General features: G+C 45.3%; 22 protein-coding genes. 7 read left to right on the forward strand and 15 right to left on the reverse strand.

Annotated elements, in window-relative coordinates:
- Window positions 1–20: 20 nt before the first annotated feature.
- Window positions 21–314 (reverse strand): glutaredoxin, encoded by a 294-nt coding sequence (locus tag ACKLNH_RS01220; RefSeq protein ID WP_413110408.1) that lies wholly within the window; start codon window positions 312–314, stop codon window positions 21–23.
- A 68-nt stretch (window positions 315–382) separates the two neighbouring features.
- Complete coding sequence (locus tag ACKLNH_RS01225) at window positions 383–1,000, reverse strand: alpha-ketoglutarate-dependent dioxygenase AlkB family protein (protein WP_413110409.1); 618 nt, start codon at window positions 998–1,000, stop codon at window positions 383–385.
- 211 nt (window positions 1,001–1,211) lie between these two features.
- On the opposite strand from ACKLNH_RS01225, the gene ACKLNH_RS01230 reads away from it, so the two are divergent.
- The 3 genes from ACKLNH_RS01230 to bamJ all read left to right on the forward strand — a co-directional run bounded on the left by ACKLNH_RS01230 (window position 1,212) and on the right by bamJ (window position 5,977).
- Complete coding sequence (locus tag ACKLNH_RS01230) at window positions 1,212–4,388, forward strand: chitinase C-terminal domain-containing protein (protein ID WP_413110410.1); 3,177 nt, start codon at window positions 1,212–1,214, stop codon at window positions 4,386–4,388.
- Between the two features lie 335 nt (window positions 4,389–4,723).
- Window positions 4,724–5,368 carry a murein L,D-transpeptidase catalytic domain family protein gene (locus ACKLNH_RS01235; RefSeq protein ID WP_413110411.1) on the forward strand — a complete coding sequence of 215 codons (645 nt, stop codon included), beginning with the start codon at window positions 4,724–4,726 and terminating at the stop codon, window positions 5,366–5,368.
- Window positions 5,369–5,506: 138 nt separating this feature from the next.
- Window positions 5,507–5,977 (forward strand): BamJ family beta-barrel-assembly machinery protein, encoded by a 471-nt coding sequence (bamJ, locus tag ACKLNH_RS01240; RefSeq protein WP_413110412.1) that lies wholly within the window; start codon window positions 5,507–5,509, stop codon window positions 5,975–5,977.
- Between the two features lie 56 nt (window positions 5,978–6,033).
- Here the strand turns inward: bamJ and ACKLNH_RS01245 are convergent, their stop codons facing one another.
- The 6 genes from ACKLNH_RS01245 to ACKLNH_RS01270 form a co-directional block, all read right to left on the reverse strand.
- On the reverse strand, window positions 6,034–6,345 hold the full coding sequence (locus ACKLNH_RS01245) for a DUF3081 family protein (protein WP_413110413.1): 312 nt from the start codon (window positions 6,343–6,345) through the stop codon (window positions 6,034–6,036).
- Window positions 6,346–6,509: 164 nt separating this feature from the next.
- On the reverse strand, window positions 6,510–8,387 hold the full coding sequence (locus ACKLNH_RS01250) for a propionyl-CoA synthetase (protein WP_413110414.1): 1,878 nt from the start codon (window positions 8,385–8,387) through the stop codon (window positions 6,510–6,512).
- A gap of 64 nt (window positions 8,388–8,451) precedes the next feature.
- Window positions 8,452–9,903: a bifunctional 2-methylcitrate dehydratase/aconitate hydratase gene (locus ACKLNH_RS01255; RefSeq protein WP_413110415.1), complete on the reverse strand. Its 1,452-nt coding sequence runs from the start codon at window positions 9,901–9,903 to the stop codon at window positions 8,452–8,454.
- Window positions 9,904–9,921: 18 nt separating this feature from the next.
- Window positions 9,922–11,073, reverse strand: coding sequence for a bifunctional 2-methylcitrate synthase/citrate synthase (gene prpC / locus ACKLNH_RS01260; RefSeq protein WP_413110416.1), 1,152 nt, complete (start codon window positions 11,071–11,073; stop codon window positions 9,922–9,924).
- Window positions 11,074–11,114: 41 nt separating this feature from the next.
- The gene (gene prpB / locus ACKLNH_RS01265) at window positions 11,115–11,996 is read right to left on the reverse strand and encodes a methylisocitrate lyase (RefSeq protein WP_413110417.1); all 882 of its coding nucleotides are present in this window, start codon (window positions 11,994–11,996) and stop codon (window positions 11,115–11,117) included.
- Window positions 11,993–12,688: a GntR family transcriptional regulator gene (locus ACKLNH_RS01270; protein WP_413110418.1), complete on the reverse strand. Its 696-nt coding sequence runs from the start codon at window positions 12,686–12,688 to the stop codon at window positions 11,993–11,995. The genes prpB and ACKLNH_RS01270 overlap by 4 nt, the downstream gene beginning before the upstream one ends.
- 268 nt (window positions 12,689–12,956) lie before the next feature.
- Between ACKLNH_RS01270 and ACKLNH_RS01275 the strand changes: the two genes are divergently transcribed.
- Window positions 12,957–13,265: an isoamylase early set domain-containing protein gene (locus tag ACKLNH_RS01275; protein ID WP_413110419.1), complete on the forward strand. Its 309-nt coding sequence runs from the start codon at window positions 12,957–12,959 to the stop codon at window positions 13,263–13,265.
- A 185-nt stretch (window positions 13,266–13,450) separates the two neighbouring features.
- On the forward strand, window positions 13,451–15,523 hold the full coding sequence (gene glgX, locus ACKLNH_RS01280) for a glycogen debranching protein GlgX (protein ID WP_413110420.1): 2,073 nt from the start codon (window positions 13,451–13,453) through the stop codon (window positions 15,521–15,523).
- A gap of 84 nt (window positions 15,524–15,607) precedes the next feature.
- Here the strand turns inward: glgX and ACKLNH_RS01285 are convergent, their stop codons facing one another.
- From ACKLNH_RS01285 to ACKLNH_RS01300, 4 genes are all read right to left on the reverse strand, one after another.
- Window positions 15,608–16,657, reverse strand: coding sequence for a serine hydrolase domain-containing protein (locus ACKLNH_RS01285; protein WP_413110421.1), 1,050 nt, complete (start codon window positions 16,655–16,657; stop codon window positions 15,608–15,610).
- 285 nt (window positions 16,658–16,942) lie between these two features.
- Window positions 16,943–17,872, reverse strand: coding sequence for a DMT family transporter (locus ACKLNH_RS01290; protein ID WP_413110422.1), 930 nt, complete (start codon window positions 17,870–17,872; stop codon window positions 16,943–16,945).
- A gap of 9 nt (window positions 17,873–17,881) precedes the next feature.
- Window positions 17,882–18,637 carry a 2OG-Fe dioxygenase family protein gene (locus tag ACKLNH_RS01295; RefSeq protein ID WP_413110423.1) on the reverse strand — a complete coding sequence of 252 codons (756 nt, stop codon included), beginning with the start codon at window positions 18,635–18,637 and terminating at the stop codon, window positions 17,882–17,884.
- A 12-nt stretch (window positions 18,638–18,649) separates the two neighbouring features.
- Window positions 18,650–19,885, reverse strand: a complete 1,236-nt coding sequence (locus tag ACKLNH_RS01300; protein ID WP_413110424.1) for an argininosuccinate synthase-related protein — start codon at window positions 19,883–19,885, stop codon at window positions 18,650–18,652.
- Between the two features lie 111 nt (window positions 19,886–19,996).
- On the opposite strand from ACKLNH_RS01300, the gene ACKLNH_RS01305 reads away from it, so the two are divergent.
- On the forward strand, window positions 19,997–20,950 hold the full coding sequence (locus ACKLNH_RS01305) for a LysR family transcriptional regulator (protein ID WP_413110425.1): 954 nt from the start codon (window positions 19,997–19,999) through the stop codon (window positions 20,948–20,950).
- Between the two features lie 50 nt (window positions 20,951–21,000).
- On the opposite strand, the gene ACKLNH_RS01310 is transcribed toward ACKLNH_RS01305, so the two are convergent.
- The 3 genes from ACKLNH_RS01310 to ACKLNH_RS01320 form a co-directional block, all read right to left on the reverse strand.
- Complete coding sequence (locus tag ACKLNH_RS01310; RefSeq protein WP_413110426.1) at window positions 21,001–21,885, reverse strand: D-amino acid aminotransferase; 885 nt, start codon at window positions 21,883–21,885, stop codon at window positions 21,001–21,003.
- Between the two features lie 162 nt (window positions 21,886–22,047).
- Window positions 22,048–24,462 carry a hypothetical protein gene (locus tag ACKLNH_RS01315; protein WP_413110427.1) on the reverse strand — a complete coding sequence of 805 codons (2,415 nt, stop codon included), beginning with the start codon at window positions 24,460–24,462 and terminating at the stop codon, window positions 22,048–22,050.
- An 8-nt stretch (window positions 24,463–24,470) separates the two neighbouring features.
- Entirely contained in the window at window positions 24,471–24,812 is a 342-nt protein-coding gene (locus ACKLNH_RS01320; RefSeq protein ID WP_413110428.1) for a hypothetical protein, read from the reverse strand.
- Between the two features lie 549 nt (window positions 24,813–25,361).
- On the opposite strand from ACKLNH_RS01320, the gene ACKLNH_RS01325 reads away from it, so the two are divergent.
- The gene (locus tag ACKLNH_RS01325; protein WP_413110429.1) at window positions 25,362–26,687 is read left to right on the forward strand and encodes an anaerobic C4-dicarboxylate transporter; all 1,326 of its coding nucleotides are present in this window, start codon (window positions 25,362–25,364) and stop codon (window positions 26,685–26,687) included.
- Window positions 26,688–26,722 lie beyond the last annotated feature (35 nt).

Raw genomic sequence — 26,722 nt, forward strand, 5'->3', positions numbered from 1 at the left:
AGGTGGCGGTTTTTTACTTTTTACAGCTCAAAGTCACTGAAAGTATCGTCTGCCAGCGACGTTTTTTCTAACATCGCCACCAAATCGTCATGGCCACCAACATAGCGCCCATCAAGAATAATTTGCGGAACCGTATTTACAACGACGTTGGCAATATCTGCGATAAACTCAACCATCGTCGCCTTATCTAAATCACTGTCTAACGATAATGTCACATAGTCTACACCGCGTTGATCCAGTATTGCTTTTGCTTTCACGCAATACGGACAGCTCGACTTGCTGATAACTAAGTTTTTATATTGATGTAAGGTCATTACCCTTCCCTATCATTTTCTAATATCAAGATACGCTACGCCCTCTTCAAGCCTAGATCAAGTCATTCCTATTGCTGAATATACCGATAGGTTAAGTTAATTCTCGGCTCAGTCACGCGCAGTGCTTTTGGCAAGGCATGCTTCCAATGCCGCTGACACGCCCCTTTCATATAGAGCAAACTCCCCGACGTTAACCATTGAGTCCACGTTTCTTTCGTTGTGATATGTTGAAAAACAAATCGACGTTCAACACCTAAGCTTAACGAGAAAATGTTGGGGTAGCCTCCAAGCTCTGGTTCGTTATCTCGATGAAACCCCATGTAGTCATGCCCATCTCGATAGAGATTGAGTAGACACGCGTTCAATGGGCACTCAAAACGTTGCTCTAATACCTGTTTATACTGCAGTACCAGCGCGTGCCAAGGCACTGGTGACATTTTTAACCCCGAATAAGTGTAATCAGCTTCTCCCATCCACACCTGTAAACGGGGCTGAAGCACCGTTCGCCCGAAAAGTTGAATCGGATATTGCTGCCAAGGTAGTTGCTGCCTAAGGGTATCAAACGCGGTCCCTGCTTCCTGTTGGTCAAGCCAATTTGGAAACCACTCAATATGCTCCGACAGAGGCAACGGTGGCTGATCATTTAAATTATCACTCTCCCTTCCCCCTCCGTTCGTCATATCCATAATGTGCACCTATTGAGCAAAAAAATAGTATTGAGGCAAAAAATCATGAAACACAATGACTGCAACGACACAGCAATGCCTTAACACTCGAAAAAAAGCAGACTAAACAGGAAATTCTTTCCGACTTAACTAAAGATAATCGGCAAAGAATAACAAGCGAACTTCCCGAGTTGTTCTTTTTTCATGACAAATAAATTAAGGATACAATAGTATGAATCCAGTTCAGGATAAAGGTGCGAGTAAGGTAAGGAAAACCTTAAAACTCAGCGCTATTACCAGTGCTTGCATGCTTGCGTTCAATAGCTATGCCGCGATTGATTGCTCAAATGTTAACGCATGGGATGCAGGCTCTGTTTATACAGGTGGTGCGAAAGTTCAACAAAGCAGCACTGTCTATAAAGCAGCATGGTGGACACAAGGACAAGACCCTTCAACAAGCTCTTCTGAGTGGGGTGTATGGCGTGTTGAAGGAGAATGTGCCGGAGATGGCACAGCGCCACTTCCAAACGAATTGCCTATCGCCACGCTGACATCACCTTCTTCTAACCAAGTATTTCAAGTCGGTGATCTCGTCACGCTTACAGCAGATGCTTCTGATAGCGATGGTGACATTGCCCGCGTCGACTTCATGGTCGATGGCAGTGTTGTCGCGTCTAAAACCGTATCTCCTTATAGTGCTGCGTGGACAGCAACGGAAGGAGCTCATACCGTTTCCGTTATCGCCGTGGACAACTTAGGGGCAAGTTCTGCTATCAGTAGTGCCGCCGTTACTGTTAAGAAAATCGACGGCCCAGTACCACCAAGTACCAGCCTGACACTCAGCGCAAGCCGCGTCAATGTAGGCGAGACAGTTACCGTCACAGCGGTTGCAGAAGACAGCGTTAGCGCTATCGAAAAAGTTGAGTTCTTCCTCGACGGCGTTTTAGCCAAAACACTCACCAATGCACCATTTAGCTATGACCTTCTCACTGATGCTGTGGGTAGCTATAACATTTCTGTTGTCGCAACAAACAGCGAAGGGTTAACCAGCAGTGACAGCGCGTCACTACTTGTTCTCAGCACTGCGGTTGATAATAACTGCCGCCCAAGGGGTCTATACCAAACGGCTGGCATCAATGTTCCATATTGTACTCAATATGACCAAGATGGCCGAGAGCTGCTCGCTAACAATCTTCCGCGTCGTATTATTGGTTACTTTACCAGCTGGCGTGCAGGCAACGACCCACAAGCCGCTTACCTCGTCAAGGACATTCCTTGGGAGCAGCTTACTCACATCAACTACGCGTTTGCTAGCGTTAAAGCTGACGGAACAATTAACATCGGGGATGTGAACGATCCAGCAAACCCAGCGACAGGACTAGAATGGCCAGGCGTTGAAATTGACCCAGCACTTGGCTTTAAAGGCCACCTAGGGGCACTCGCTACCGCAAAAGAAAAACACGGTGTGAAAACCTTAATCTCGATTGGTGGTTGGGCTGAAACTGGCGGTTACTTTGGTGAGAATGGCGACCGTGTTAACGATGGTAGTTTCTATACCATGACAACCAATGCCGATGGTAGCGTCAACCATACCGCCATTGACAACTTTGTTCGCACTTCAGTTGAGTTTATGCGTACTTATAAACTCGATGGTTTAGATATCGACTACGAATATCCAACCTCTATGTCTGGCGCGGGTAACCCGTTGGATGTTGAGTTCTCTGAGCCACGTCGTCCTTATCTGATGAACTCGTATGTCATCATGATGAAGAAACTACGTGAAGCGCTAGATGCAGCGAGTGCAGCAGATGGTAAACATTACTTGTTAACCATCGCATCGCCTTCCTCTGGCTACCTGTTGCGTGGTATGGAGACAATGCAAGTAACGGAATTCTTGGATTACGTTAACATCATGACCTATGACTTGCACGGTGCATGGAACGATCATGTCGGACCAAATGCAGCTCTGTTTGATACTGGTGAAGATTCTGAACTTGCAGCATGGAACGTGTATGGTACGGCAGCCTATGGCGGCATTGGTTACCTTAATACTGACTGGGCATATAACTACTTCCGTGGTTCAATGCCTGCAGGTCGAATCAACATTGGTGTTCCATACTACACTCGTGGCTGGCAAAACGTCACTGGTGGCACTAATGGTCTTTGGGGACGTGCAGCATTGCCGAACCAAGCAGAGTGTGCACCTGGCACTGGCGAAGGTGAGAAAAACAACTGTGGTAACGGTGCCGTGGGTATCGATAACTTATGGCATGACTTGGATGAGCAAGGCCGAGAAATGGGCGCCGGCTCTAACCCAATGTGGCACGCTAAGAACTTAGAAAATGGCATCATGGGTAGCTACTTACCTGCCTATAATGTATCTCCTGAAACCAACCCTCAGCATGCTTTGGTTGGCGATTACCGTCGCTTCTACGACGCTGTTGCGGTTGCACCATGGCTGTGGAATGCTGAGAAGAAAGTCTTCTTGTCTACGGAAGACGAGCAGTCAGTCAACGTCAAAGCAGACTACATTGTCGATAAAGGTATCGGTGGTGTGATGTTCTGGGAGCTGGCGGGTGACTACAACTGCTATATCGTTAATGCCAATGGACAGCGTGGTTTTGTTGATGCAACAGAGCAAGCCTGTTTAACGGGTCAGGGCGAATACCACATGGGTAATACCATGACAAGCGCCTTCTACAACAAGTTTGTGAGTGCTGCTCCTTATGCAACGCATCAAAGTGAAACCGCGACACCACTTGAAGCCGTTGATATCAGTGTAGCGATTCACGGCTTTAAAGTGGGCGATCAAAACTACCCTATCAATCCTAAAATCACCTTCACCAACAATACTGGTGTTGATCTTCCTGGTGGTACAGAGTTCCAGTTTGATATCCCGACCTCTGCGCCTGACAATGCCAAAGATCAGTCAGGTGGTGGGCTAAAAGTTATCGCATCTGGTCATAGCGGCAACAATATTGGTGGTCTTAAAGGCGAGCAACATCGCGTCGCGTTTACTTTGCCAAGCTGGGGGCCGCTGGTCGCTGGAGAGAGCTATGAGCTAGACATGGTCTACTATCTACCTATCTCTGGCCCGTCAAGCTACAGTGTTAAGATTGGTAATAATAGCTATGCATTTGCCTTTGAACATCCAGATCTACCACTAGGTGATATTAGCGGTGATAACGGTAATGGTGGAAATGGCGGTGGTGGTGCAGCTGACTGTACAGACACGACTGGCATCAATACCTATCCAAATTTCCCGCAAACTGACTGGCAAGGTAACCCAAGCCATGCTAATCAGGGTGATAAAATGATCCACAACGGTGTGGTATACCAAGCAAACTGGTGGACAGCATCTATGCCTGGTAGCGATGGAAGCTGGGCTGTTGTCTGCTCACTGCCATAACGGCAACCAGTAACACGCAGCAATAATAAGCATAAAGAGCCCCATTTACGGGGCTCTTTTTTGACCTACATCAACAATTTTTACATCTATCAAGTCACTTTAATCTCTCTATTAATCAATAGATTAACAGTTTTTATTTTCTTTCGTTAGGTATGCTAAATTTAAGCATATCCTATCTCTTTGAATGTGCTTGATTTTTAACTAGCACAACGGAATACGCACAATCAACACACGTGCCGCATGAATGGTACACTCACTGGTTATTGGCGTAGATTATGTTAGAGTATGTTTTTTGCTCACTTTAAACGACGAATTGCGTAAGACACCCAAAAGACATGAATACGATTACCAAGCAAATTATCACTATTATCTTCTTTCTTTTTCTATCAACAGGTTATGTAACTGCTTCTACCGCTAGCCCGAGCTTAAACTATGCCAGCAACGCAGCATCTGACATCTATCGTCAACTCAAGCTAGAAAACAGGCTTGACTATGAGGTGTTTGAAAATGCGGTAAATGCCTATAACACCCTCGATGGTAAACGCAGCCAATATCTATCAATTATCGATTACACCAAATCTTCAACTGAAAAACGCTTTTTTGTTATCGATATGAAAGAAATCAGCGTATTATTCAACACTTATGTTGCGCATGGAAAAAATAGTGGTTCAGAGTTCGCGACCCGATTTTCTAACACCGTCAACTCTAAAAAAACTTCGTTGGGAGTGTTCATTACCTCAAGTACATACAATGGCAGCAACGGTTACTCATTGCGTTTAGATGGACTCAGTCCAGGACAAAACGACAATGCGCGTGACCGTTATATTGTGATTCATGGTGCTAACTATGCGGAAGAGTCATTTATTCAGCAGAATGGTCAACTTGGCCGCAGCTGGGGTTGCCCCGCCGTGCCAATGACCCTTGCACGCAATATTATCGATACCATTAAAAATGGCAGTGTCGTCTACGCGCACGGCTAAAAGAAAAGCACGACTCTGTATCAGGAATGACATTCAATGTCTTATGTCTAATACATAGATATCACATCACATCCTATTGTTTACTGCTAAAATTGAGTTAAACTCGCTACTTAGAGACACAAGTATCAGGGGATTTAAGTGAAATTCATTATTGTGGCATTGCTGATCGTTATCTTTTATTTTTTCGTCCAACGCACAACCGGACAAAAAAATGCAGAGAATAACATTCAAATTGGAAAAGAATTCTTAGAGAAAAACGCCGTCGAAGAGGGAGTGATCACCACTGAATCTGGCCTACAATACCGTGTGCTAACCCAGGGTAAGGGAGAAACCCACCCTATATCATCAGATAAAGTCCGTGTTCATTACCATGGAACATTAATTGATGGAACGGTATTTGATAGCTCGGTAGAACGCGGAGAACCAATTGTTTTTGGTCTTAATCAGGTGATCAAAGGCTGGACAGAAGGCCTACAGTATATGGTTGAAGGCGAGAAAACCCGCCTATTTATTCCAGCGGAGCTCGCTTACGGCAGCCGTGGCGTTGGGAAAATACCACCGGGTTCGACCTTGATTTTTGATGTCGAGTTAATAAAAATCAACCCTTAGCTCACTATAGAAAAGCGCATAATTTTATGCGCTTTTCTCATTGTATACTCTGCCACTTAATGAGGATATTTTGCCTGTATTTGGTTGAGCTTCTTAATAAATTCTGCAATTTTTTCTTCTTCTATTTCCGCTTTTTGTGCTGGAGTATGGTTAATATTCTGTTCTGCCTCTACAACATGAAAATGGTAAGTATTGTGAAAATTAAGGTCAACGGTCACCGTTCCATCACTCAGGGTTAATGAATATCCATCCCCCGTATCAACCCCAATCACATCGTCCAGCTCAATACCTCGCTCGGTATAGTGCCCATGTCGACGCACTGTTTCATACACATCCAACAGTGAACGTACGTTGACTTGATTCTTCATAAGACCCCCTCTTATTATGTACTCTCTATAAGAATACAACCCAGCCACATAAATGCAGGAAAAAGCAAACCAGTTTTAATCTGTATCAACGAATATAAGAATAGGCGTGCAATCATTCACACCTATTCTCATTTCAAAGCACCTCTAATTTCAAAGCACTAAATTTATGGCTCTAATGCCGCGGCAATTTCGTTCAAACTAGCCGGGTCATCAATAGTCGAGGGGACGGTATAATGTTCGCCATCTGCAATTTGACGAATAATTCTCCTCAATATTTTTCCAGAACGGGTTTTCGGCAATCGGTCAACAATAATGGCACTTTTGAAACAGGCAATCGCGCCAATTTCATTTCTCACTTTTTGCAATAACTCTGCTTCGATTGCGCCATTAATAGAAGTAAACCCATCCTTTAACACCACCAGGCCGAGTGGGATCTGCCCTTTCAGCTCATCATGTACACCAATAACGGCACATTCTGCCACCGCTTCATGACTACCAACCACCTCTTCCATCTCGCCGGTCGATAAACGATGACCTGCTACATTGATCACATCATCAATGCGCCCCATAACAAAGATATAGCCATCTTCGTCAATATACCCACCATCACCTGAGACATAGTAGCCCGGAAATTGTGAAAGGTAACCCGCTTCGAAGCGATCATGGTTGCGCCAAATGGTTGGCAAACAACTTGGGGGTAATGGGCGCTTCAGCGCAATATATCCCTGTTGCATCGCCTCCACTTGTTCACCCACTTCGTTCAAAATATCAACCTGGTAGCCAGGTAGCGGTTTGGTCGCTGAACCAGGCTTCAACGCAAAGCACTCCAAGCCTATTGGGTTGCCAGCAATAGCCCAGCCTGTTTCCGTTTGCCACCAGTGGTCGACAACGGGACGTTGGGTATAGGTTTGAACCCATTCCAGTGTCGGCGGGTCTAAACGTTCTCCCGCCATAAAAATGGTGCGCAACTTATCCAAGGAGTAGTGTTGTAAACACTGCGCCTGTGGGTCTTCTTTTTTAATCGCTCTAAACGCGGTTGGTGCAGAAAATAACACGCTAACACCATACTCATCGCACACTCGCCAAAACGCGCCTGGATCAGGCGTTCTTACGGGCTTTCCTTCATATAAAACCGTCGTACAACCATGTATCAGTGGCGCGTAAACAATATAAGAATGACCAACGACCCAGCCCACATCAGATGCAGCCCAAAACACTTCGCCAGGCGACACATCATAAATCGCCGACATACTGTATTTCATCGCAACAGCGTGCCCGCCATTGTCCCTGACGACACCTTTCGGTTTTCCCGTCGTTCCTGAGGTATATAAAATATAGAGCGGGTCTATCGATTTTACAGCAACACAAGCATGTGGGCTGGCAACACATTGTAGCGCCCCCCAATCTTTATCTCGCGCAAAATCCAATAACGCCGGACATTGGGAACGCTGATAGACAACAACATGGTTTGGCTTCCAGCGGCTATCCATGATCGCTTTATCCACCAGCGGCTTATAGGGGATCACTTTTTCAACTTCAACCCCACATGATGCCGTTAATACCACCTTGGGTTCGGCATCTTCAATCCTTATCGCAAGCTCATGTGGAGCAAAACCGCCAAATACCACCGAGTGAATGGCCCCTAGCCGAGCACACGCAAGCATCGCCATTACCGCTTGCGGAATCATCGGCATGTAAATGACCACCCGATCCCCTTTTGCGACCCCAAGCTCCGCCAGCATACCGGCTGTTTTCGCGACCTGATCACGCAATACTCGGTAGCTGTATTGCGCTTTGCTGTTTGTCACCGGAGAATCATAAATCAAAGCGACTTGATCACCTCGCCCGTTTTCAACATGGTAATCCAATGCAAGGTGAGCGGTATTGAGTTCTCCGTCGTTGTACCAGCGCTCTATATCATTCTCATCCCGACTTAATATCTGTTGGGGAAAACGAAACCAATCTAACGCCTCTGCCTGTTTCTTCCAAAATTCAATCGGGCTTTCCGTGGCTAACGTATAAGCAGTGTTATAAGCAGACATACTGTCTCCTCACTCTCGTCGGTTTGCAAGAGGTAACGGGGAACAGCCTATCCCCGCCAACAACTTAGTTGATGGTTAACAAATCCATAAATTCATTAACTGGAGTCGCTTCAAGCGCAGTCTGATCAAGGCATAACGCCATCACCTTCTCGCACACACCCTGTGGGAAGCGGGTTTGCAAGTTGCGCATAAACTTACGTTCTAGTACGGGGATCCCCTCTTCACGGCGGCGACGATGTCCAATCGGGTATTCAACCGCCACTTTCTCAGTTGCACTACCGTCAGTAAAGAAAACCTGTATCGCATTGGCAATAGAGCGTTTGTCGGCCTCTAAGTATTCGCGGGTATATGCTGCATCTTCCGCAATGTGCATCTTTTCACGTAACTTATCGATACGCGGATCATTGCGGTGGAAGCTGTCTTCATAGTGCTCAGCCACTAAATCGCCATAAAGTAGAGGAACCGCTATCATGTACTGCAAACAGTGATCGCGATCTGCGGGGTTCGCCAAGTCGCCAACTTTAGAGATAATACGTATCGCCGATTCATGCGTCGTTACCTCGATGCGCTCTATCTCGTCTATTCGTTGTATCACCTGCTTATGTAATGTCACCGCACACTCGACAGCAGTTTGGGCATGGAACTCGGCTGGAAATGAAATTTTGAACAGCACATTTTCCATCACATAACTGGAGAATGGCTGGTTGACTTTAAACGCTTCACCCTTAAACAGCACATCGTAATAGCCCCATTGTGGCGCAGTAAGCACCGATGGTAAGCCCATCTCTCCTTTCATGGTGATCATCGCTAACCTTACCGCCCGAGACGTTGCATCACCAGCAGCCCAAGATTTACGCGAGCCTGCATTCGGCGCATGGCGATAGGTACGCAATGCACAACCGTCAACCCAAGCTTGTGATACAGCATCTATGATTTGTTCCCGTGTTCCACCCAACATCTTCGTAACCACGGCTGTCGAGGCCACTCGGACAAGAAGGACGTGATCAAGCCCCACACGGTTATAGCTGTTCTCTAATGCTAATACCCCTTGAACTTCATGGGCTTTAATCATGGCAGTCAGAACATCACGCATGGTTAGTGCTGCTTTCCCTTGAGCAACCGCCACTCGACTTAAATAGTCCGCTGTGGCTAATATCCCACCAAGATTATCTGAAGGATGCCCCCACTCGGCAGCTAACCAAGTATCATTAAAATCTAACCAACGTATCATACAGCCGATATTAAATGCGGCGGTTATTGGATCTAGTTCATGCGATGTGCCCGGTACTCGTGCCCCATGTTGGACGGTTGTTCCCGGCACTAACGCGCCCATATGTTTAGTGCATTCTGGAAAGCGTAATGCAAGCAGCCCACACCCTAAGGTATCCATTAGGCAATTTCTGGCCGTATTATAAGCTTCTGTTGACGCTATCTCGGAACCACTAACGTAGTCGGCAATTTTGATCAATAGCTCATCGGGCTCTGGGCGTTGGTTAATATCGACATTGGCACTCATTGTCTCTTCTCCTTTCGGTTATTTTCGCGCATCCAGTGGCAACCAGTCTTGATGTTCTGGCCCGGTATAGTCGGCACTCGGACGAATGATTCGATTATTGGCACGTTGCTCAAAGACATGTGCCGCCCAACCCGTTAAGCGGCTCATGACAAAAATTGGGGTAAATAGTTTTGTCGGGATACCCATATAGTGATAAGCCGAAGCATGATAAAAATCGGCATTGGGAAATAACCCTTTCTCCCTGCGCATCACGGCTTCTACTCGTTCAGACACCTGATAGAGATAACTATCTGCTGCACCATGTGACAATTTTTCAGCCCATTCTTTGATAACGGCATTGCGTGGGTCACTCTCGGTATACACGGCATGACCAAAGCCCATGATTTTCTCTTTATTCTCTAGCTTCTTCATGATTCCAGCTTCAGCATCATCGGCATTGTTCCACTGCTCAATCATGGCCATTGCGGCTTCATTTGCACCACCATGCAACGGCCCTCGCAAACTACCAATGGCGGCTGTAATACAAGAGTGCAGATCGGAGAGCGTCGAGGCACAAACCCGCGCGGTAAACGTCGATGCATTAAACTCATGCTCGGCATAAACAATTAACGAACAGTGCATCACCTGTTTTTGTAATGCTGTGGGGGCCACGCCCGTTAACATTTCGAGAAAATAGCCCCCCGTACAGTCTTGATCGCTGCGCGTATCAATCCGAACACCATCATGACTATATCGATACCAATAGCAGATAATGGCAGGCATCATTGCCAACAAGGTATCGGTCTTATCTAGCTGCTCCGAAAAGTCGTACTCTTGATCAAGATTGCCTAACATAGAGCAACCTGTACGCATTACGTCCATAGGATGAGCCGTTGCAGGAATCGTTTCTAACACCGTTCTTAATGCCGTTGGCAATCCCCGACGCTCAATCAAGTTCGTTTTATACGCATCGAGTTCACGTTGGTTAGGTAGCCGACCTTTCAATAAAAGGTACGCGACTTCCTCAAACTGCGCATAACGCGCTAAGTCAGTAATATCGTAACCACGATAGGTGAGGCCAGTCCCAGTTTTTCCCACCGTACAGAGGGCTGTTTCGCCAGCACTTTGACCCCGCAGTCCTGCCCCGCCGACTTTTTTGGGTTGAGTACATTCAGCAGTGATAGTAGACATAACTTTCTCCTTTTTACTCTCTTTCACGTAACGGCGGATTATTATTTTTGTTGTCCGAACATTGAGTCCAAGTACTGCTCATAAGCATGATAATCAAGAAACTTATATAGCTCATCTCGGGTCTGCATCGTATCAAGCACCTCACGCTGGTGACCGTCACTGAGCAGGTGTTGGTAGACATTCAGCGCCGCTTGGTTCATTGCCCTAAATGCCGATAACGGGTACAGCACCATCTTGACGCCGCATTCTGCTAGCTCTGGAGCAGAATAGAGCGGAGTTTGCCCGAACTCGGTAATGTTGGCCAAGACGGGCACCTTCACCGCATCAACAAACTGCTGATATTGCTCGAGAGATGTCATGGCTTCTGGAAAGATCATGTCAGCACCCGCTTCAACACAAGCTAGTGCACGGTCAATTGCTGCGTGCATACCTTCCACTGCCAACGCATCCGTTCTTGCCATCACCACAAATTGGCTATCTGACTTGGCATCCACCGCCGCTTTTACTCGGTCGACCATCTCTTGTTGAGTAACGATGGCTTTATTAGGGCGATGCCCACAACGCTTCTGCGCAACCTGATCTTCAATATGAACCGCAGCTGCACCTGCCCTTTCCATTGCTTTCACCGTGCGAGATATATTGAATGCACCACCAAAACCAGTATCGATATCGACCAGCAGCGGCAAATCGCACGCAGTCGTGATCCGCCGGACATCTTCCAGTACATCGTTTAATGTGGTAATACCGAGATCTGGCAAACCGTAAGAAGCATTGGCGATGCCACCTCCAGACAGATATATCGCTTGATGGCCGACTTGTTGCGCCATCATGGCGCAGTATGGGTTGATGGTGCCAACAATCTGTAATGGCTGACTCTGCTCAACAACGTGGCGAAAACGTGCGCCGGGCGTTCCCTGGTTCATACTGTCTCCTTATCTAACTGCTGTTCAATTAGCTGGCGACTACGAGCAATGTGTCGACGCATTAACATTTCTGCCAACTCGCCGTCCCTTTCTCTCATAGCCTCAAGTATTTGCTGGTGCTCATTCAGTGCACTAACAGGGCGAGAATGTGAGCGAGGTGACTGATACCGATACATACGAAGGAGGTGATAGAGCTCATCACACAACAAACTGATCAGTTTGTGATTGCGGCTGGCTTTAATAATGCAGTAGTGAAAATCAAAGTCGCCATGCTGATGAAAGTATGATGCCCCATCAACTTGCTCAATATGGGCGTGATGTGCCTGTAATAGCGTCGCTAAGTTGTCTAACTCAGCCGCGCTAATATGGATTGCAGCAAGGCGAGCCGCCATCCCTTCTAATGCTTCCCTAACGCTGTAAACTTCCGCTAAGGTTTGCATATTCAGTGTGATCACTCGTGCGCCGACATTCGGTGCACGTTCAACTAACCCAAGAGAAACCAATCGCATCATCGCTTCACGCAATGGGCCTCGGCTAACCCCAAACCGCTTTGCCATCTCGGCTTCCGATAGCTTCTCACTCGGCTGATACACACCAGTCACAATCGCCTCTGTGAGCTGTTCAGCTAACGTGGCGGGGCGCTTTTCCGATTCACCCTGCGTGCTGTCTACAAAATTCAAGCTGACCGACATATGAAATCTCAATTGTCTACAATTAATATTGAATGCTTTAGGTATAGACCCTCTCATCACGCATATCAATGTATATTGCAGACAATATTCATTAGACTTTAGTCTTGCTGTTGACAATCACTGAATATTTACTTGTCAGCAAATAGCATTAAGCCTGTTTGTTCAGGGATAACGTGCATGGCTTCAATCAGAAACAAGTTAAATACTTGAAGTTGATATGAAACTGGAGTAATACTTATTCATCTGCGTCGAAGATAGGAAAAGGACAATGCTTAAAAAACGCTTTTTTAAAACCAAGAATGAAGTAGAAATCACTTTCGAGATTCCCAAAGGAGATTTGGAATCAGCTTACATCGTGGGCGAATTTAACGATTGGCAAGCCGAACCAATGCGGTATAACCGCAAAACAAAGAACTTTACTTTTAAACTAAGGCTACCAAAGTCGAAAGAATTCCAGTTTCGCTATATCGTAAACGAAACTGAATGGCATAATGACGCTGAAGCTGACAGTTATGTCGGTAATGACTACGGCAGTAGCAACTGTGTTGTTTCAACCTATGAATCACAAACAGCATAACGACTCTCCACAATGCCCAGCGACACGTATGCTGGGCTTGTTGCTCCTCCCACAAATAATCTACCACCGCACTGCAACAGACATCTTCCGACGGTGATCAGCCACACATCCCCTCCCTTCGACGTTGGACATCGCCCTAATATGCACTAAGTTGTACCTGCTTATACCAGCAAGGAATGAACGCAATGGAAAAGAACAATGAAGGTATCTATACATGGGTGGGAGAGACGTCCCCTTTAGGTGCAACCGTAAAAGAGAATGGTGTCAATTTTTGTCTCTACTCAAAAGATGCCACGCTGGTCTGTCTTCATCTCTATGACCGCGCTGACTCAGATCAGCCAACGCATAGTTTCGAGCTCGACCCGGTCATCCATAAACGAGGCCATTACTGGTTTATCTTTATCGCCAATATCACACATGGTCAATATTATGCTTATCAAGTTGATGGGACATGGGCGCCTGATGCTGGCGCACTCTTTAATCCCAATCAACTGCTGATTGATCCTTACAGCCACGCTATCGACATTCCCGCTTCGTACTCTCGTTCAGCGCCGCGTCCTACAACGCCAAATCATGCTGAATGCATGAAGAGCATTGTGGTTGATCATCAACATTTCGATTGGGAAGAAGATTACCCCCCTAAACATCCCTTCAGTGACACGATCATTTATGAACTCCACGTTGCGGGGTTTACCCGCCACCCTACATCAGGCGTAGACCCACAACGGCGAGGTAGCTATCTTGGGGTTATCGATAAAATCCCTTACTTAAAGTCTCTCGGAGTCACAGCCATCGAGCTCATGCCGATCCAACAGTTTGATCCGGACGACGCACCTGCAGAGCGGAAAAATTACTGGGGCTATAGTCCAATCAATTTCTTTGCTACCCATGCTGATTACGCCAGCGATGGTCACCCCTTAACTGCAATCTCTGAGCTAAAAACATTGATTAAAGCATTACACAACGCCGACATTGAAGTGATATTGGATGTTGTGTTTAACCATACCGCCGAAGGCGGCTTACAAGGACCTACATTCTGCTTTAAAGGCTTTGGGGCTGATACTTATTATCTACTCGAAGACAATGCAACCCGCTTTGCAAACTACAGCGGATGTGGAAATACCTGTAATGCGAATCAAAGTGTTGTGCGCCGAATGATCATCGAAGCACTGCACTACTGGGTAAAAGAGATGCATGTTGACGGTTTTCGTTTCGATTTAGCCTCGGTACTGTCACGAGACAGTAACGGCCACCCACTCGCTGAACCCCCGCTGCTTTGGTCAATTGACTCCGATCCTATCCTTAGTGGCGTCAAGATTATCGCTGAAGCGTGGGATGCAGCAGGCCTCTATCAAGTCGGTTCATTTGTTGGTGATCGTTGGGTTGAATGGAACGGCCGATTCCGAGATGACGTGCGAGCATTTTGGCGTGGTGACAGAGGCTGTGTTAGTGCCTTTGCTTCTCGTTTTCTTGGCTCTCCAGACATATACCATCAAGCTCACCATGCATCACATCGCTCCATTAATTTTATCTGTGCGCATGACGGCTTTACGTTAAATGACTTGGTGAGTTACAACAACAAACATAACCTCGAAAATGGCGAAGATAATCGTGATGGCGACAATCACAACATCTCCTATAACTACGGTATAGAAGGCCCCAGTGATGATGCTGAACTGGAGCAACTTCGCACTCAACAGTGCAAGAATATGCTCGCTACCATGTACCTAGCGATGGGAACACCCATGCTAAATATGGGGGATGAATTCCGGCGCACACAAGCTGGTAATAATAATGCGTATTGCCAAGATAACTTGATTAGTTGGCTTGATTGGGACTTACAACAGAAACACGCAGATCTTCACCGTTTTGTGCAAGGGCTAAGTCAAATAAAACGTTGGGAACCTCAACCAGAATGGAACACTCACTCGTCATTAAATACCACTTTAGCCAAGTTGAATATCAATTGGCACGGCGTCGAGCCGTATCAACCAGATTGGGGAGAGCACTCCCACTCTCTGGCGTTAACAATACGTCACCCTGTCACCAAGCATGAGCTCTACCTTATTTTTAATGCTTATTGGGAGCCGTTAACTTTCACCTTACCGGATCACCATAAGAAAGCATGGTGCCAGCTAATAGACACCGCAGCAGAAAGCCCTGATGACATCTTTAGCATAGAAAATGCCCCGCGCTATCATGCAGATACCGTAATTGCCCAGGCGAGGAGTGTTATCGCTATGGTGATAAAAAATTAGACATGGAGAGATTAAAAACGATGTGCTTTACGAAATAAAGGCAGCCGCGACTGACCTTAAACGATCAGCCGTGGCGTGTTTTGTTTAATCATTTAATAATTCAGGAATGGCGTTAAGCAAGTTATAGACTTGTTCTTCTCCCCGATAGTTTCCAGCCGCACTGACCAACACCGCCTGTTGTTGGGGCAATACCCATATATACTGCTCACCATCACCATGAATCACCAACCGACCATCTTGTACGTCTTCGATTTTGGTATGAAGCAACGAACGTGCTTCATTGTTTTCATCTAACGCCATTGCCGACTCAATCCAATGCGGCTGTATTAACGGATGTTCGTTCCACTCCCCTTTTTGCAACAGCAATTGCCCCAGTTTGACCATATCGATCACGGTCAGCTGCAAACCCGCATCACTGCTTACCATCGCGCCATTCTGAAAACGCAGCCAGCGCTGTGAGCTGATATCTAACGGTGAAAAAAGCTTTTCCTTGGCCAATAATGGATATTCTGAACCGTAAATCTCTGCCAAAGCAGCGGCGATTAAAATCGTACCACTACCACTATAGCGATACTCACTACCTGGAGCCGATTTAAATGGCTGTTGATAAATAAATGCTAGCACATCCTCCGACTGGTTCATTCTATTCCAATCGTTATTAATATGCTGCTTGGGTAGCGCTGCCTCATCGAGTGCAAGCCCTGTCGTCATTTCTAGTGCATGTCGAAAGGTAATTTTTTGCCAACGTGTGGGCTGCTGGGGCAATGACGGCAAATAGTTTCTAATGGGCTCATCCAGCGACGCAATTCTTCCTTCATCTACCGCAATAAATGTCAGTAACGCTGCCACTAGTTTCGTTGCTGAGTGCAAATTAAAATGCTTATCTGCGGCTCCCTGAATCATCGATGCAGGTTGAAATCCTGCCATACCGGGAGCAGAGCCATAATACTCCAACCGCGTGACACCACGTTGCCAAACGACCAAGCCATGCAAATTACCCACAGTACCATCACTGATACGCTCAATCATGGGAGCAAAACGTGGCTCCACTTGGCCATCTAACTCTTCAGTCCCTTGCTCACAAGCAGTCAATAACAAAGAGCAACAAATAATATACGCTCTCCATTGTTCCATTAAGCTTGCCTCCTAAACTCTGAACGTTGAACATTAAGCTACGACAATTAATAAAAAGGGTAACTGGACGAAAAACAAATAGTAACCGAAGCCTATGCACTTACGTGCATGCAGGTTTAAATATGGGTTATTTTTAAGCAATTGTTTTATAGTGATCGCAATGTCAAATGCAAACATGATAGAGAATCAAGTTTTCTTTGAGCCGAGCGATACAATTTTCAAATCGATGGACTCATGATCACACTATACACACGTTCTCTTTTTCTCTGCTCCCAGTAGATAACATTACTCTCTTAATTTGGAATGCCGAAGCAGTGTAATTCTAGCCGTTGCCAATACAATTAGCCCTCCACCAAACCACTGCCACCCCGTTAATGCCTCGTCAAAAAAAACAACGGCAAAAACAGCACCAAATATCGGTTCAGAGCCCAGTAATAGGTTAACTTTGGAGGGAGAGAGATGTTGAACAGCATAATTCTGGGCATAAAATGCAAACAGCGTACATGCTAAGACTAAATAAAGTACGATTGACCAAAATTCCGCACCAACTGCTACCAATGTGATTAAGCTATCCCCTTGCCAAATAAATAGCATCCAACACCCCAATGCAACAACGCCAGACTGTACTGTTGTTAACGATAAGGCTGACAACTTCCTTTTTCGATACACCCGCTGGGTCAGTACTACCATAATCGCCCGCAACACCGCTGCACTAAGAATTAAAAGATCACCTCGATTTAGTGTTAAGGCTGAGAAATCACGTAACGTCAGCAAACCAATGCCAATCAAACTCACCACACCGGCCCACACAATATGGGTTGGTGGGCGCTTTTGTGTCGTCACCCACTCAACAAATGGGGTAATCACCACACACAAACTAATAAGAAAAACAGCGTTTGAAGCAGACGTGTAATAAACCCCGTAAACTTCGCAACAAAAAATCCCCAGTAAGATGATGCCCGTCGGCATCGCACACAACATATCGTGACGTTGACCGACGCGATACTCTGCAATACATTTGGGCAGTAACAACAAAAAGGTTAACGTAAAGCGAATAACAAGAAAGGCTGTAATAGAGACATACACCAATGCTTGTTTAGTAAATCCGTAACTCGTACCCCAAAAAATGGCCACCAATAACAATAGTACTTCTGGTGGAAACCGTTGCGTCATGAAAACTTTGCTTAATCGGCCTGCACTTTCCTGTTTCAACATCTCCAACCCCTATAGTTGTGATGGGTGGGTAAAGGCGATCACTAAGACATCTCTGTAAGCAGTACCAATCCGACCATTTTCCACACTAATTGGACTAACTTGATGCATCGTTTTTTCATCATCAGCCACCACAAGCTCAAAGGGGTCACTGAGTTCAATGCTCGCAAGTTCCTCTCCTTGCTGATTGGTAACTGTGGTTCTCCCTCCTAGAATATTGTATCGACGAATCATTATTGACGTAATGAATGTCACACCATCTCGATGTAACCCCTCAGGGGTAGGTAACCCCAACTCATTGTCTGTTGCAATAATTCGATAAGGGTGGACACGTACACGCCAATTCACTGCTGCACCCCACTGCTCATCAAATTGCGAGGCTAAATAAGCGGTTAATCGTTGTAATACATAGTGATCCTTAAACCCCTCTTCCAAAGGCTCAAAGTAACGTGCTATTCCTCCGTTTAAGGCATTAATAAGGTGAGATTGTACATAAGCTTGATGCTCACACCACACCATCAAACGCGACGCGGACCGAAAATCACACTGACCATAACGCCTAAAACGATATGTCCCCTTATCCCCCATGTATTTATCAAGAAATAATCGGTTCCAATAGTCTGCAAAATCAACCATTTGATCTGTACTTATCTTTAACGACTTTATAATTTCTCGGCTCGGTATATGCATGTACCCCTGACCAAAAAAGGACTTTTCACTGTGTTCTGAGCGACGATGTTCAACATTTTTTGATGCACATAGCGACATATCCGTTCTCCTCTACGCCCATGTCTTGTGCCAGATGTTCTGTTCATGACGCAACTCGCCATCTTCTCGGCGACAAAGTAAGGCTGCTTGTTGCGCCTCCCACATATCTCTATTTTTCAAATAAAGTGGGTTTTCAGCAAGAATCGCGTTTACAGCCCAACCACCGCGATGCAGTTGAAAGGTCACTACCCCACAAACATTGTCTGTGGTTGCATTGATAAAATCTCGTGCTGCGGTGTGCGTTGTACTCCCCCAACGCCCTTCCACAGCTTCCATAACCCACTGCTGCTCCATAATCAGTTTTTGTTGTAACAACGATGCTGGGTGTACCGCCGTTTCTAACTGTCGATACGCGTCCATTAAGACGGCAGCGGCCGGTGCCTCTCGCACTTCAAGCACTTTTTGTCCCCCTTCTAAGTGCTCTAGCCCGGCATACTGACCAATCTGATACGCACCAACGACACAGTTCAAATAACCTATCATGCGCTCCAGCGGCATTGATATTCCATTGATGGAAACAGGAACACCATGACGAAAGGTGATACTTAAGATATGACGTTCACTGCTAAGTTGAAGGTTTGGTTGATACACACTCCATTGAAACAAGCCATCAGGCACAAAAAAGCACTCAGGGTTATCCAAAATGCCAGACTCATACTCCCGGCACCATAAATTGCTGTCTCCACTGACGCAGCGCCTAGAAAATCCATGAAGCCCCAATATACCGAGCGCTTGTTTTTTCTGTTCGCGCGACAGCACCGTTAATTGATATGGTGAACCATAAAATCCGCTATATTCGCTACTGCTAATCGCTCCATTTAGTCTGCGCAAACTATTTTGTGACAAATTAGCGGTATGCAAAATCGCTCCACAATTACGGCGTTGTGCGATTTCCACCGCTTGTTGTGCAATAATTGGGCGAGACAACGATGAACTAATCGGGAAAATACCCAAATATTTTGCTTGCGCCTGAAGAGCCGGAATGATGGCATTATGAATAAAGTTTGAGCGAGCATTGGCCACAACCAGCTCTGCACCAAAATGTTCACATATCTGGGCAAGTCGCGGCTGATCAATATCGTCACCTAAATCAACAGCCAATGCTGTCACCTTTACAGGTAACTCACTTAACATTGCCAGCAAATAGCTGCTATCCAGTCCTCCTGAAAATAACGTCAAAACATGATCGGTGTGTTGAGCAATACGTATAAGATCTTGAGCACTACGTACTAATTTCATCTCGTCCATCGTCTGCACCCTGCCTGTTATCTCTATTTTCATTAACAACTACCACTACATTAATGCTAACTTATTCCTAACAAGTTATAATATCGCTCTTTGGAATAGGACTTTTGCGCTATGGACACAAATAAACTCCTTCCTTTACTCTCTGACTTGGCTGTCTTTACCACAGTTGTTGATACGGGCAGCTTCACCGCTGCTGCCCAAAAGGTTGGCGTTACGCCTTCTGCTATCAGCCGCCAAATATCACGTCTTGAAGATGCTCTGGGGGTAAAACTATTGGAGCGAACGACGAGAAACTTAACCTTGAGCGAAGCAGGAAGAGTTGCGTATACCTATAGTGTCAATATGCTTGATGCAGCAAATAAGGCTTGCGATATATCGAGTTCAACTGTCAATGAACCACGAGGATTTCTGCGTGTTGCTGCTCCCAAAGCATTCGGTAAACAAATCCTATCCCCATTAATCCCCCCTTTTTTGAAACGATACCCGCAAATAAAACTTCACATTAAAATCAGCGATCATTACGTTGACCCAATTAGTGATCAAATTGACGTTATTTTTAAATTAACTGATCACCCAACAGAAGGGTTAGTCTCTAAAAAGCTTGGCGATATACGGTTGGTTTTATACGCGAGTAAGCACTATTTCAGTGATAAAGAGGTACCCACCCACCCTAGCGACTTAATACAGCACGAGTGCGTATTTCTGGGTGAAAATGTACTAGACAATGAGTGGGAATTTTCGTTGGCAGGCAAAAAAGTAAAAGTTTCTATTGATGGGCGCTATCGCGTTAATCATACAGAGATGCGCCTAGATGCCATTAAATCGGGTATTGGGATCGGTGTGTTACCTGAATTTGCAGCTCGTACCATTATGCATGACCCAGACTACATTCATGTATTACCTGATTGGCAGCTAGCAGGAAATTATCGCGGTCAGGTGGTAATGCAATTTGCCCAAACAAAATACATGCCAACAAAACAGCGTGTCTTTGTTGACTATATTGTCGAGTGTTTTAGTAAAAATCCCGAGATGATGAAAACACTAAACCATACTCCCTTATCTTAATGAGACAGAAAAGGGAGATACCATACCGCAAGCAATCACGAATAAACCGTTTAGCCATTCACTTCGTCATTATCATCCGCTGCTGCTGGCTGAGAAGCATTGGTGATATAACATTGACGCAATAACGCCGTAATTTCACCCGGTTTACCTGAGCCTATCGTCCGTCCATTCACAGCAATAACGGGTAATACAAAGGTTGTCGCGCTAGTAATAAACGCTTCATTCGCTTGATAGACTTCATCTAAGGTAAATTCGCGCTCTTCAATATCGAGCTTTTCTGCTACCGCTACTTGCAAAATACTGCGACGAGTAATGCCTTCTAGCAGCGCATTGCTTACTGGTCGCGTTACCAGCCTTCCTTGTGCATTAACAATAAACACATTGCTCGAGCTGCCTTCAACGATATACCCTTCGTCATCAACCCACCAGCTGTCGTCGGCATTCAATTTCTTTGCCTCTTCCTTCGCTTGGCAAGCGGCGAGTAGTGCAGTTGTCTTAATATCGCAACGGCGCCAGCGAATATCGTCTTTGGTGACAACACGAATGCCATCTTCCGCTTGAGGATGCTGAACTAACGCACGTGGTTGCGTAAACGCAACAATGGTGGGTGCGATGTCATCACAAAGAAAATCTCTATCTCCTTGATTACCTCGTGACAGTTGAAAATAGACACAGCCCTCTTTCAGATCATTAAGGGTAACTAGCTCTTCATGCATATCGCAAAGCTCTTGTTGTGTATAAGGAAGTGGTAATGAGAGCTTGTTACAAGACGAATTTAAACGCCGCATATGCACATCTACATCGACTAGCTGACCATTGACCACCGCAGTAACTTCATACACTGCGTCAGAAAACAGAAAGCCGCGATCAAATACAGAAATACTCGCCTGAGACTCGGGTACATACTGACCATTAAGAAAAACTGTACGTTCCATGTTCCATCCTTCAGTCTACTGCAAAATCAAACATCTACTTTAATGCATCGCTTGCTGTTTGCCAAATTGGCCGTACGCACAGCATTAATACTGACCACAAACAAAAAGAGGCATTAACCATATTACGGTTAACACCTCATCAAGTGCTTATGCTCGATACGGCTAGCGGAAGCGTCGGTGCCGCACTAACAATCCAAACAGTATCAACAAGGACAATAAGCCAGTTGAACTACCATGCTGCTCCTTTTCATCCTCTGTTTCTGACTCTTCACTATCGTGAGCTTTCTCTGCACTTATAACTGCCGTAACATCTACTGCTGCCACTCTATTACCAACCACACCAGCATCAGCAATTTCATTTGACGTTAAACGGATATCTGCATCACCAGCAATTAACGGCATAAACTCAAAAGTCACCACTACATCACCTGAGATATTTTGCGGTGCTAACGTACTCGCTACGAATTGAATATTGCCATTGCCGTTATGCCACGACTTAACTCTATAATCTGAATGTTCCGCAACAGCACTAACAAAACGTAAACGCTCTGAATCAAAGAGTAGCTCTGCTTCCAAGCCCAACGCCATTTGAGATAGCGTTAAACTGAGCTTAACAGATTCTCCAACAAAACCCTTTCCATTACTAAGTGAGACATCAGCTTCCTCGCCCAAATCTTCCATGGCATGAGCAACTTTCCACCACGACTGATAGTCTAACCAGGTTACACATCCATCGCTGTTAATATCTGCCGCGGCAAAATTACCATCTTCATCACTACAGGTACCAAGATCCGCCAACACCAACAAACCGTCAGCCTCATCGACAACACTGCTTCTGTCTACATCTTGAGGTATCACCTCTTCACTCAAAGCAAGAACAAGCTCAGCAAGAAGTTGGGCATCTTCTACATCATACTCACCATTGTTATTCAAGTCGCCAGCCCCAAATAGCCCATCAGTATATCGTCCCACTAAAGTTTGCAACATGATCACATCATTCTCGTCTAATAGGCTATCACCGTTCACATCAACCCTTTCAAGGTAGTCACCTGTCAATGCAACATAGGTCTCCTTGGTGATGACTTCTCCCTCTTCTAATGTTTGATTAATCGTAATCATGTTGTCGCCTACTCGAAAGCCTCCTTTCGCGTGTGTACCTAACCCTACAAACTTGACACTATACTTACCTGGAAGTGGGTAAGGAATCGCCAGCATGTCAATAAAACCATTGGGGGTTACGAATGCACTAGGCACTTCAGCAAAAACTTCATCACCGAGTGTGCCAACGCGACGACCAACCGGATCCGTCACAATAACATCGACAGGGTCAAACCAACCTAAAGCCCACTCTGCTATCCCTTCAGAACCTTGTCCGAAACGCATCACATGCTCTAACCATTCTGGAGATAATAGTGGTAACTCATAGGTTTTCAGTGTCGGCAATGTATCGCCTTCTTGGAACTCTGGAATGGTTAACGCGAACGACTCATAACGGTTATCAATAAAGCCTTGCCCAGAACGGTGGCCAGCTTGCTCTGCTGCCCATTCCACCAAACCAACACAGGTGTAAGTATTGTCATCGCCTTTTTGCGCAGCAGGACTTAACCACTCCTCTAGCGTTGCGAAATCAAAGTAATCTGAGGTGAGGTAATTAAACGTCGCGCCCTGTGCTATCGCAGAATCAGCGGCTTCAGCCATCTGCTTGGCAAGATCGTCACTAATTTGAATTTCATTTGTTTGCGTAACTTTTGTCTGTCCCTTAATTTGCGAATAGTACTTAAATGTTTCAAGTATATGTTCTTTTTGCACCCCATTCCTACGCTGCACATAAGTGGTGCTCTCGCCATCTTCAGAAACGTAAATCCCCGGATAATAGCCAGGATGACTTTCGTACACCTCTCCACTATAGCTAAAGCCGACATGGTCATACCCCGGAACTTCATCATCAAGAAAAGACCAAAAACCGTCTCGACTCCCGGCTTCTTCCTTCTCTCTAAACACCACGGCGTTTTTTAACGGGACAAAAGAAACGTTATCTATTGCATACCCAGAAGGCTCATGAGCAATTGTTTCAATCCTAAAGCGGTGAATTACGCCCTCAAATGAGAAGTTCTGTATCCCGATTTGGTTGGCAATTTTTTGACCTATTCGGTTGCCTTCCTTGTCGAAAACACTGATCCTAACAGTGCCATACTCATCAAAATAACCACCATCGATAGAAAACTCCGCTACCGATGTTTTCTCATCTGTATCAGGAACGACAAAATAGCCCTCTATTGCCCCTTCATAAAGAGGGCTTCCAGACAAAACAGGAGACGTTGGGTTAGCACCATCGGGGGTAATAAAAGGTGCATCACCACCAAATACGACGCCTTTATCACGATATTGACCTGTAATACTTGTCCCTGAAGAGAACTCAGAAAATGTAATGTTTATTCGATTTGAGTCATCACGCGCTGCCATATTTTTGGCAACAGGGGCCTTATGTGTTACTGGTGCATGACTAGTCGATGGTTGCTCCATGGCCACTGCACTAAATACCGTGCCAAGACTAGCGGCTAATAATATATGATTCATTCCCTTTCCTATTTTATCTGATTGCATATTACTTGCAGTTGCCCGTCTATCGCCCTTAATGTGCATTCACTTTTAGGCCCATATGGTCCACGAGACATAATTGAGGCGAGCTCAGCACCTTGTTCACATATTTCCCATTTAGTTGAAGGAGGGTAATTACTTAGACGATACTCAACGTTTTCATCAGATAGAAGCTGCTGTATTATGGTTGAGTACGCTATGGTGTTATCTTTTTTAAATATTTGGCAATGCACTTCTAAGCTTTCTTCGCTGCCTTGGAATAGTTGCAAAAAAAATAAAGCGATCAGCAACGCAGACAATACCAAAATATAAGCCAACAATTTAAACACCACTCCTCCAAAGCTGTATACTCCACGAGTCAACATATAAACCAAAGGCCCTGCTAAATTTGCGCATATTTTATAACAATGGTGAAAGTGCACATTGACTGTTAAATAAATCATTCGTATTTTGCACGATTAATTGGACATATTTCACGTTTAATTTATTGATAAATTCCGCAGTTACACACATGTTTTGCATGCGCATCAAAATAACACAACACCGCAACCACAAGCACCAACCCAACAACATCGCAGCAACCTCACACTCTCCCCACTGTCATCGTTACATGATCAATAACAACATGGGAATGAGCTGCCTATAAAAAGATAACACGCAGTTAGAAAATATATACCTTAGCCGCATTCAAACCACCAACCTAGCTACAGCGCACTTACACTTGCTTAACATTAAGTGCTACAAACAACCCTTGCGTCACACTTTCAGTTAACCAGAAAATTCATGTCGCCACATTTGATAAGAATCAATCAATAATCATTAAAAAATGCGAGTATCTACACAGATTAATATCTTGCACTTTTTAAAGGAGTTCTACCGTGCTTTATATGCAGTTCATTTTTCTTCTCGCGATTCTATATACAGGAAGTCGCTATGGTGGAATCGGCTTAGGGGTTGTTTCTGGTATTGGCTTATTAATTGAAGTCTTTATTTTCAGAATGCCGCCGTCTTCTCCGCCTGTTACTGTCATGCTAATTATTTTGGCAGTTGTTACCTGTGCTTCAATTCTTGAAGCCGCAGGCGGTTTAAAATATATGCTTCAAGTCACTGAACGTGTATTACGCCGCAATCCAAAGAAAATTACCTTTTTAGGTCCTATCGCAACATGGCTTATGACCGTTATGCTAGGTACAGGCCACGCAGTGTACTCTGTGATGCCAATCATTGGTGATGTCGCACTGAAAAACGGCATTCGTCCAGAGCGTCCAATGGCCGCTGCATCTATCGCTTCACAAATGGGGATCACAGCCAGCCCAATTTCAGCCGCTGTTGTCTACTACTTAGCACAAATAGCAGAGCTAAACTCAAATATCACCCTTTTGACAATTCTTTCAGTAACCATGACATCGACGTTCTGTGGTGTCCTTTTGGTATCGCTATACAGCTTACGTCGCGGTAAAGAGCTCGATCAAGATCAAGAATATCAAGCACGTCTGCAAGATCCTAACTGGGCAGAGAAAATCAAGAACACAACCGCATCATCGCTAGATGAAACACTACCAGCATCTGCACGCCATGCTGTATACCTGTTCTTAGCCGCATTGGTTACTATTGTCTTTATCGCGATGGTTCCTGCTGTAAGAACGATTGAAGGCAGCGCCGTCTCGATGTCTAACGTTATCCAGATGATGATGCTAGGTTTTGGTGGGTTGATTCTTTTAATTACTCGTACCAACGTTCAATCTGTGCCAAATGGCGTGGTGTTTAAATCTGGCATGGTTGCTGCCATTGCGATTTATGGTATTGCTTGGATGAGTGACACTTACTTCCAGTTTGCGATGCCAGCATTCAAAGGTGGGATCATGGACATGGTTCAGTCTTACCCTTGGACATTCGCACTAGCACTGTTCGTCGTTTCTGTTGTAGTTAACAGCCAAGGGGCGACCGCTGTTATGATGCTTCCCGTTGGTATTGCAATGGGTCTAGAACCTTATCTACTTGTTGCTCTAATGCCAGCGACTTACGGTTACTTCTTCATCCCTAACTACCCTTCTGATATCGCGACGACTAACTTCGATGTGTCAGGTACTACAAAGATTGGTAAATACTACTTCAACCACTCATTTATGATGCCTGGCTTAATTGGTGTTATCTCTGCGTGTGTTATCGGTATGGCGATTGCAAAAGTAATTATTGGCGGTTAATACAACCACTAAACCAATATTATAAAGGGCAATAG

Source organism: Thaumasiovibrio clandestinus, assembly GCF_047250365.1.
Taxonomy (GTDB): Bacteria; Pseudomonadota; Gammaproteobacteria; order Enterobacterales; family Vibrionaceae; genus Thaumasiovibrio.

Coding starts and splice junctions, on each gene's coding strand:
- ACKLNH_RS01220 (WP_413110408.1), bottom strand. CDS start 314: ATGACCTTACATCAATATAAAAACTTAGTTATCAGCAAGTCGAGCTGT.
- ACKLNH_RS01225 (WP_413110409.1), bottom strand. CDS start 1,000: ATGGATATGACGAACGGAGGGGGAAGGGAGAGTGATAATTTAAATGAT.
- ACKLNH_RS01230 (WP_413110410.1), top strand. CDS start 1,212: ATGAATCCAGTTCAGGATAAAGGTGCGAGTAAGGTAAGGAAAACCTTA.
- ACKLNH_RS01235 (WP_413110411.1), top strand. CDS start 4,724: ATGAATACGATTACCAAGCAAATTATCACTATTATCTTCTTTCTTTTT.
- ACKLNH_RS01245 (WP_413110413.1), bottom strand. CDS start 6,345: ATGAAGAATCAAGTCAACGTACGTTCACTGTTGGATGTGTATGAAACA.
- ACKLNH_RS01250 (WP_413110414.1), bottom strand. CDS start 8,387: ATGTCTGCTTATAACACTGCTTATACGTTAGCCACGGAAAGCCCGATT.
- ACKLNH_RS01255 (WP_413110415.1), bottom strand. CDS start 9,903: ATGAGTGCCAATGTCGATATTAACCAACGCCCAGAGCCCGATGAGCTA.
- prpC (WP_413110416.1), bottom strand. CDS start 11,073: ATGTCTACTATCACTGCTGAATGTACTCAACCCAAAAAAGTCGGCGGG.
- prpB (WP_413110417.1), bottom strand. CDS start 11,996: ATGAACCAGGGAACGCCCGGCGCACGTTTTCGCCACGTTGTTGAGCAG.
- ACKLNH_RS01270 (WP_413110418.1), bottom strand. CDS start 12,688: ATGTCGGTCAGCTTGAATTTTGTAGACAGCACGCAGGGTGAATCGGAA.
- ACKLNH_RS01275 (WP_413110419.1), top strand. CDS start 12,957: ATGCTTAAAAAACGCTTTTTTAAAACCAAGAATGAAGTAGAAATCACT.
- glgX (WP_413110420.1), top strand. CDS start 13,451: ATGGAAAAGAACAATGAAGGTATCTATACATGGGTGGGAGAGACGTCC.
- ACKLNH_RS01285 (WP_413110421.1), bottom strand. CDS start 16,657: ATGGAACAATGGAGAGCGTATATTATTTGTTGCTCTTTGTTATTGACT.
- ACKLNH_RS01290 (WP_413110422.1), bottom strand. CDS start 17,872: ATGTTGAAACAGGAAAGTGCAGGCCGATTAAGCAAAGTTTTCATGACG.
- ACKLNH_RS01295 (WP_413110423.1), bottom strand. CDS start 18,637: ATGTCGCTATGTGCATCAAAAAATGTTGAACATCGTCGCTCAGAACAC.
- ACKLNH_RS01300 (WP_413110424.1), bottom strand. CDS start 19,885: ATGGACGAGATGAAATTAGTACGTAGTGCTCAAGATCTTATACGTATT.
- ACKLNH_RS01305 (WP_413110425.1), top strand. CDS start 19,997: ATGGACACAAATAAACTCCTTCCTTTACTCTCTGACTTGGCTGTCTTT.
- ACKLNH_RS01310 (WP_413110426.1), bottom strand. CDS start 21,885: ATGGAACGTACAGTTTTTCTTAATGGTCAGTATGTACCCGAGTCTCAG.
- ACKLNH_RS01315 (WP_413110427.1), bottom strand. CDS start 24,462: ATGAATCATATATTATTAGCCGCTAGTCTTGGCACGGTATTTAGTGCA.